The following is an 8,047-nucleotide window of genomic DNA, read 5'->3' on the forward strand; positions in this document are numbered from 1 at the left end:
AAATAGGTTAGAGCGTCCTTTGTGCGTCCGAATGGACGCACGGCGCTCTAGCCCGTGATCTCGGACTCCTCCGGGATATAACTGGCGAGCGGGAGCCTGGCCCTCGCCTTCGTGGGATCCTCGCCGTAAACCGGCCCGCCGCCGCGCACGAACCGCACATCGTCGTCCGGCCGGACCTTCCAGTTCCAGCTTACCGGCGCTCGTCGCGCCTTCGTGGCCGTGTGGATCAAACGTCGGCGCTCCTGGCTGAGCAGCACGCGCTGAGCGATGACCTCCGGATCATACCCGCCGTGCTCCGAAAGCGATAACAGACGGGCAAGGATGTCCTCGGCGTCCTTGTCGGCGCTGCGGTCGCACAGTTCCTCGGGGTCTTCCTCGATATTGAAGAGGAGATTGGCGAGGGTCCCGATCCGGATCAATTTCCAGGCGCCCTCCTTCACCATCCTGACCGGCGCCGGAGAGCCGCCGGCATTGAAGTCGGAGATCACCAGATCGGGCCAGTTCGCATCGGCGCCGCTCTGCAGGAAACGGAGCAGGGAACGGCCGTCAAGGGTCTCCTCGCACGGCAGCGGCTCTTCATGTTTGCCGCGGGCAAAATCGATGAATGTCGGCAGAAGGTCCACGAGCGACACGTTCTGCCTGATCCGGCGCGGAGCAAAGCGTTCCGGCCATGACACAAACAACGGCACCCGCTCGGCATATTCGAACATGCACATCTTGAACCACATGCCGCGTTCGCCCAGCATCTCGCCGTGATCCGAGGTGAAGACGATGACTGTGTCGTCGCCGAAGCCGGCGTCTTCAAGCGTGTCGAGCAGCCTTCCGATGCGCTCGTCGATCCAGGTGACCATGGCGTAATAGGCTCGCCTGGCGGCTATCACATTCTCCTCGGCAACGGGCATCTCATGGCGGCGATGATTGTAGTAGAGCTGCAGGCTCAACGGATCCATCCTGTCCGGGTCGATCGGCCCGACGCGCGGAAGATCGATCTCCGCGCCCTCATACATGTCCCAGTATGGTTGCGGCGCATCGAAAGGCGGATGGGGATGGGTGTATGAAACGGTCAGGAAGAAGGGACGCTTGTCCTTCCGGTCACGCGCCTTGTCCCAGATATACTGCTCGGCCAGCAGTTGAACCTCTTCGTCATAATCGATCTGAAGATTGCGCTTGCATGGTCCGGCATCGAGAATGGGACGCATGCTCACGCCGGCAATGTTGGGCGCCGTCCTGGGCATTTTCGCATTGGCGGTCCAGCTGAAATCCGAGGGATAAATGTCCGTGGTCAGCCGATTTTCATAGCCATGCAGCTGGTCCGGGCCGATGAAATGCATCTTGCCGACAAGCGTCGTGTCATAGCCGAGATTGCCGAGAAAATGCGGAATGCAGGGGACATCGCAACCAAGCGGCGTGGCATTGTCCCAGGCCTCGATCGCGGGCGCAAGGCGTCCCGACATCATCGAGGCGCGGCTCGGGCAGCATATGGGCGAGTTTGCGTAGGCCGCGTCGAAGACCACGCTGCGCTCGGCCAGGCGGGTCAGGTTCGGCGCCTTGACGACCTTGTGGCCGTATGTCGGCAGGATATCGGCCGTCAGTTCATCGACGACGATAAATAGGATATTCGGAGCTTCGCTCATGGTGTCACAACCTGTCTGAAACCGTGGATGGGGCCCGCCGCCGGATTTCGGCCGCAGGGTCTGGGATCATCAGGCGGATAAGACGAACCGCCTGATGATCCGGCTTTGCCCTTCGGCGTGTCCGGCAATCGGAGAACAGCGACCGTTCATCGGCCGACGCGCCCGGACGCGGATGACGATCATCCGCCCGCGCGCGGGTTATTTGAGGCCTGCAGCCTTGATGATCGGCGCCCATTTTGTGGTTTCGGTCGCGATCATCTCACCGAAGCCCTCAGCCGTGGTCGGCCATATCGCCATGCCCTGCCGGGTAAGCGTGGCGACAACGTTCTCATCGGTCAGGGCGGTCTGGGCAGCGGCATTCAACCGCTCGACAATCGCCCGCGGCGTTCCGGCGGGAACGACCAGGCCGAAGAACGTCAATGCCTCGAAATCCTTCACGCCGGCCTCGGAGAAGGTCGGCACGCCCGGCGCGAACGCGGATTCCTTCATCTGACCGATGGCCAGCCCGACGACCTCGCCGGCCTTCAGCGGCTCCACCTCGCTGGGCAGAATATTCATCATCAGCGGCACGTGACCGCCCATCAGCGCGGTCTGGGCCGGCGCGCCCCCGTTGAACGGAATATGGATCAGGTCGATACCCGCCTGCGCCTCGAGCAATTCGATAGCGAGATGACTGGGCGTTCCGATGCCGTAGGACGCGACCGGAATGACGCCCGGATCGGCCTTGGCAGCCTCGATCACCTCCCCGAGCGTCGTGAAACCGGACTCTTTCGAGGAGACAAGGATGACGGGATTGGCGCTGAGCAGGGATACCGGCTCGAAATCGGCAATCGGGTCGTAACCGACATTATCCAGAATGATCGGATTGGTGATCAGATTGGCCGCCACCGCCACAAGCACGGTATATCCGTCCGGCGCCGCTTCCGCGACGCTTTTCGCCGCGATGGTCGCGCCCCCGCCCGCCTTGTTGACGACGACGATGTTCTGGCCGACATCCCTTGCCATCGCCTCCGCGATGACGCGAACGGCAACATCGGTCGCTCCGCCTGCCGCGTAGGGAACCACGAATGTGATCGGGCGGGTCGGATAGTCGCTCTGCGCCAGCGCGCCGCCTCCCGCCAAGGCCATAGCGGCCGCCGCGAGACAGCCGACAAGTTTGCTTGTCCATTTCAACATTGTTTTCCTCCCTTTTTCAAACGCGTCAAGCCGGGTTCCCGTCAACGGAGACCCTGCCGCATGCTCGAAACCGGCAATCCGATTCCCCTCCAGAGCTGTTATTACGGCCTAGACAATCGTTTGTTCAATGTTGAACACAGGCTTTTCCATTTGTCAAGCGCGAGGCCTGCCGGGCGAAGCTCCCGCCTGTCGCCGGTCGATCTCCACAACGCCGTCTCGCGCGGCGCGCCTTGCCGAAACCGCTGCGACGCAGACGTCGGCCTTCGCTGGCAAAGGCCGGACGGAAGGGCAAGAATGCCACAATGCCGCGATTATGTCAGAAAAAACACGCCTTGGATGCAATCATCGCTCGCGCGCGTTTTGTCGCGCCGAAGCCGCTCAGTCGGCCGCCTCGTTCTCCCAATAGGCGTTGGCAACGCCCGGCCACCTGACCATGCCGGCGACAAGCGTATCGATCTCGGCGTGGATGACGGCGGTGCGCACGAGCGTGGCGCCGATCTCGACCAGACCATCCTCGCGCTCCTCGATCTCGATGTCGCGCACCGGATAATGGGCGCGGTCGAGCTCCTCGAAGAGCCGGCGGCGCACGGCGGAGATCCTGTCCTCGCTGGTGACGACGCGTACGACGAACATGGCCTCGCCGGCATTGGGGTTGAGCGGCAGGCGGTTTATCCGGTCGGCGACCGGATGGAGCAGGGTGTTGGCGGCAAGCACCACGATGGTGACCAGCACCGCTTCTGCCAGCATGTCGGCCCCCGCGCTGGCGCCGGCGGCGGCCGAGCACCAGAGCGTCGCGGCGGTATTGAGGCCGCGCACATTATAGCCCTCCTTCATGATCACGCCGGCGCCGAGAAAGCCGATGCCGGAGACCACGTAGGAGATGACGCGAACCGCCTCGACATCTCCCGCTACCCGCTGGCCGAGATCGACGAAGGCCGCTGCGCCGATGGCGACCAGCGCATTGGTGCGCACACCGGCGCTGCGCTGGCGATACTGCCGTTCCGCGCCGATCGCCGTGCCGCAGATGAAGCCGATGATCAGGCTGAGCGCACTGTCGAGGATCGGAAAAAGCTGAAAGGTATTGAGGAAGTTCATGCTGTGCTGGTCCCGCTTTCGTCCTGCCGGCGACTGTCAGGCAAGCTGCCCCCCCGGCGAAAGCGCTTTATTCAGTACGAATATGACATGCGCATTATGCCGCGGGTGCTAAAGCCAGAAGTCCGGAATGGTTTCGGAAAGCCTCGGACCGAGGCGAAGCGGCGCGATCTTCTCGGCGAGGCCGGTCCTGTCGGAAATGTCGACCCCGACGCCGCAGATGGTCGCCGGGCCGGTCGCCGCCTCGAAGCGGGACTTGTTCATCTTGGAGACAAACCGGGAAAGCGGCTCCTCCTTGTCCATGCCGAGCGAGGAATCGTAATCGCCGCACATGCCCGCATCCGACATATAGGCGGTTCCGCCGTTGAGGATCTGGCAGTCGGCGGTCGGCACATGGGTATGGGTGCCGACGACGAGGCTGGCGCGACCATCGACGAAATGGCCGAAGGCCTGCTTCTCGCTGGTGGCTTCGGCGTGGAAATCGAAGACGATGGCGTCCACCTGGTCCTTGAGCTGGCAGGCGCCGAGAATGTCCTCGCCCGCCTTGAAGGGGTCATCAAGCTCGGGATGCATGAACACGCGGCCCATGATGTTGGCAACGAGCACGCGCGCGCCGTTGCGGGCGTAATGGATGCTCGAGCCCCTGCCCGGCGTGCCGGCCGGATAGTTCGCGGGCCTCAGGAACTGCTCGTGCCGGTCGGCGAAGATGATCGCGTCCTTCTGGTCCCAGACGTGGTTGCCGGTGGTGACCACATCGGCGCCGGCATTGATGGTTTCCTGGAAGATCGTCTCGGTGATGCCGAAGCCGCCGGCGGCATTCTCGCCGTTGACGATCACGAAATCGAGCCTCAGATCGCTGATCAGGCCCGGCAGGCGGTCCCACACCGCCTTGCGGCCCGTCTTGCCGACCATGTCCCCGAGAAAAAGCAAACGCATGAAAAATCCAATCTGTCCCGTACGGCGCATGCCGGAACCCTCGGCGTTCCGGCACTCGTGCAGACAGGCTCTAACGCCCCAAGGCTTTCATGCAAATGGTTTTTGTCGAAAACGAGCCGGAAAGGACGGTTCAGGCCCGGTTTTCCGTCCGCCGGAAACCGCTTTCGGTGATGATCGCATCGAGCGGCACATCGTGGGGTTCGGCGGGAACAGCAGGAACTTCCTGAAGATCGAAGGCGATGCCGACGAGAAGCGGCCTTCTGCCGCGCCCGGCAAGGCGCGCAATCGCCCGGTCGTAATGGCCGGCGCCATAGCCGATGCGGTTGCCGGCCTCGTCAAAGACCGAAAGCGGCATCAGCAGGATATCGGGATCGACTTCGGCTGCCTGCTCGCCCGGCGCGCGGGTGCCGAAGCCGCCGGCAACGAGCGCCTCGCCCGAACGAAAGCTGCGAAAGACGATGGTCTCGCGGTCGATCACTGCGGGAAGCGCCAGCGCCGCGCCGGCGTTTTCCAGCAACGTCATGAGCAGGCCGACATCGACCTCGGAGCGGATGGGATGATAACCGGCGACGCGTTTTCCGGCAATCTCGGGAGCAAGCGCCTCGGCGCCATGGGTGGCGATCGCCAGGCTTTTCGCACGGCGCTCTTCCGCCGTCATCGCGTCCCGGCGCTTGAGGCTGCGATTGCGCATGTCCGGCTTGCTGTCTGGCACGTCGTTCACACGCATGTCCTGCCTGCGTCGCATAAAAAAGTCGGTCCACGGCGACCGATGGAATCGGTTGGATCCTGGGCGCCTACAGAAGTAGGTGGGCGCCATATAACCAAGCCCACGAGCGAGGTCAGGGACAGCTCCCTTAGGATCGAGTAAGGCCCCGGGGATTCGTTGATTCCTGTCGAGAAGCGCAGACCGTAACCTTTATATAAGGCTCTGGCCTTCCGCCCGCCAGAGGGAAATGAAGTCGCAGCCATGATTTTTCCGAAATCGCCAGAAGCGTCTCCGGACCTCCGGAAAACCGGCTATTTGTCGGCGCCCGACACCTTCCTGGAAAGCGTCGAAAGCCGCTCGGCGAGATTTTCCAGAACGGCCGCCACCTCATCGTCATGGGCCGCCCGCGCGTTGTCCGCGGACCCCGCCTTGGCCCGCAGTTCCTCAAGCTCGGATGCATTGGCATCGACAAGGGCTTGCAGGTCGTGCAACTCGTCCATGATCATGATGCCCGCCATCACCGTCAGCCGCAGGTCGCCGATCTCGCCAAACTGGCCGCGCAGATTGCCGATATAGGAATCGAACCGGGCGGCGAGATCGACCAGGTGGTCCTCCTGCCCCGCCTCGCAGGCCATTCGATAGGCCTTGCCATCAATATTGACGGTGACTTGCGCCATCTCTTCCTCTTTCCGGCCTATCTTTCGTGGTCGAGAACGGAGCGGATCGTCTCCATCGCCGTGACCAGCCTGCGGGAGACTTCGCGGTTGACTTCCTCCAGCCGGTTTGCCCGAAACTGCGCCTGGTCCAGTTCGCGCGCAAGACCCGCGCGGTCCTCATGCACGATCCGCACCTCGTTTTCGAGGTCTTCCCGGTTCTGGAGCTTTTCCGTACGGGCGTCGACGGCGCTCTCCAGGCCCGAAAGCGCCTTCTCAAGCGCTTCAAGCGCGTTTTGCAGCCGCCCTGTTTCCGCCACCATTGCCTTTCCTCTAAAAAGAGAGACGCGCATAGCATGAACACCTCGGAAGACCGCCACCTCAGGGTGAAAATCTGGCCTTCCGAATCGCCAAGATACCCGAAATTTCATCGTGATCTTAGGGAGAGTTAACAGCCGAGGTCAACTGAGGCCCATGATTGTCAAGTGGAAACTTGACGCAGGGCCGACCGATCGCAAAGACCGACGGCCTTTGAGGGCGAAGGGGACGGATTTGTGAGCGCGCGACTGGCCGAGGATTTGTCATAAAACAATGAAACAGGGAAAGAATTCGTTTATCAATCGATTTAGAAGCGCGAAACCGGCTGAACGGAGGCAAGTCATGCACCATATTGCAGCGAGGCTGGTTAAGCTGTGGCAGGCCAAAATGAAATGGTGTAGTGTCCTCGCGTTTTCGGGCTCGAGGTCCAGCGAGGCGCTTTCGGATTTGCCGCCTTGATTGCTTCGGGCAACACTGTAGTTTAGCCGGCAGCACTGCCGACCGGCCGGATGGCCGGGCTCCCAATGACCAACGCAATCTCTCAAGAATCAAGAAAAGCGAAGAACACATGACTTCTCTTGAAAAACACAACCGGATGGCCAACGCGATCCGTTTCCTCTCCATGGACGCCGTGCAGAAGGCCAATTCGGGACATCCCGGATTGCCGATGGGCGCGGCCGATGTCGCGACGGTGCTGTTCACCCGGTTCATGCGGTTCGATCCAAAGAACCCGAACTGGCCGAACCGCGACCGCTTCGTGCTGTCTGCGGGCCATGGCTCCATGCTGCTCTACTCGCTGCTCTATCTCCTCGGCTATGAGGACATGACGCTCGAGGACCTGAAGAATTTCCGCCAGCTCGGCTCCAAGACCGCCGGCCACCCGGAATATGGCCACGCCTCCGGCATCGAGACCACCACCGGTCCGCTCGGCCAGGGCATCGCCAATGCCGTCGGCATGGCGATCGCGGAACGCAAGCTTGCCGACGAGTTCGGCGACGCGCTGATGGATCACTACACCTATGCGCTGTGCGGCGACGGCTGCCTGATGGAAGGCATCAGCCAGGAGGCGATCACCCTTGCCGGCCACCTGAAGCTTTCCAAGCTGATCCTCTTCTGGGACAACAACTCGATCACCATCGACGGCGCCGTTTCGCTTGCCGATTCGACTGACCAGCACGCCCGCTTCCGCGCCGCGAACTGGCACACGATCGACATCGACGGCCACAATCCGGACGAGGTTGCCGCGGCAATCGAGGAAGCCCAGAAGTCCGACAAGCCGACCATGATCGCCTGCAAGACGACCATCGGTTACGGCGCGCCGAAGAAGGCCGGCACCAACAAGGCCCACGGCTCCCCGCTCGGCGACGAGGAGATCGCCGAAACCCGCAAGGCGCTCGGCTGGGAATACGCCCCCTTCGAACTGCCGGAAGACATTATAGAATAATAACTGGTATCCAGTGGTCGAGAACATACATTCTGCGCTGGGTTGTAACAAAATTGGAGGTTGTCACCCCCAACATTGCACTATCAGA

At 62.0% G+C, this 8,047-nt stretch carries 7 protein-coding genes, 1 other RNA gene and 1 pseudogene; 1 reads left to right on the plus strand and 8 read right to left on the minus strand.

The annotated features are described in order from the left end of the window. Positions 1-47: 47 nt before the first annotated feature. From betC to AC5DC2_RS15445, 8 genes are all read right to left on the minus strand, one after another. A complete protein-coding gene (betC, locus tag AC5DC2_RS15410; protein ID WP_491699110.1) occupies positions 48-1,634 on the minus strand; it encodes a choline-sulfatase in 1,587 nt (528 codons plus the stop codon). Between the two features lie 198 nt (positions 1,635-1,832). Then, entirely contained in the window at positions 1,833-2,810 is a 978-nt protein-coding gene (locus tag AC5DC2_RS15415; RefSeq protein ID WP_491699111.1) for a Bug family tripartite tricarboxylate transporter substrate binding protein, read from the minus strand. A 378-nt stretch (positions 2,811-3,188) separates the two neighbouring features. Beyond that, positions 3,189-3,905 carry an MgtC/SapB family protein gene (locus AC5DC2_RS15420; protein ID WP_491699112.1) on the minus strand — a complete coding sequence of 239 codons (717 nt, stop codon included), beginning with the start codon at positions 3,903-3,905 and terminating at the stop codon, positions 3,189-3,191. A 108-nt stretch (positions 3,906-4,013) separates the two neighbouring features. Next, a complete protein-coding gene (locus AC5DC2_RS15425) occupies positions 4,014-4,838 on the minus strand; it encodes a TIGR00282 family metallophosphoesterase (protein ID WP_024707982.1) in 825 nt (274 codons plus the stop codon). Positions 4,839-4,968: 130 nt separating this feature from the next. Next, positions 4,969-5,529, minus strand: a complete 561-nt coding sequence (locus tag AC5DC2_RS15430; RefSeq protein WP_491699114.1) for a 5-formyltetrahydrofolate cyclo-ligase — start codon at positions 5,527-5,529, stop codon at positions 4,969-4,971. A gap of 59 nt (positions 5,530-5,588) precedes the next feature. Continuing rightward, positions 5,589-5,750, minus strand: a non-coding RNA gene (ssrS, locus tag AC5DC2_RS15435) — 6S RNA. Positions 5,751-5,855: 105 nt separating this feature from the next. Next, positions 5,856-6,221 (minus strand): cell division protein ZapA, encoded by a 366-nt coding sequence (locus AC5DC2_RS15440; RefSeq protein WP_491699113.1) that lies wholly within the window; start codon positions 6,219-6,221, stop codon positions 5,856-5,858. Between the two features lie 17 nt (positions 6,222-6,238). After that, complete coding sequence (locus AC5DC2_RS15445; RefSeq protein WP_024707985.1) at positions 6,239-6,520, minus strand: DUF4164 domain-containing protein; 282 nt, start codon at positions 6,518-6,520, stop codon at positions 6,239-6,241. Positions 6,521-7,083: 563 nt separating this feature from the next. Here AC5DC2_RS15445 and AC5DC2_RS15450 point away from each other — a divergent pair. Beyond that, positions 7,084-7,956: pseudogene (locus tag AC5DC2_RS15450) on the plus strand (thiamine pyrophosphate-binding protein); the annotation flags it as partial. Between the last annotated feature and the right edge of the window lie 91 nt (positions 7,957-8,047).

The sequence above is a fragment of the Martelella sp. genome, from assembly GCF_984369615.1.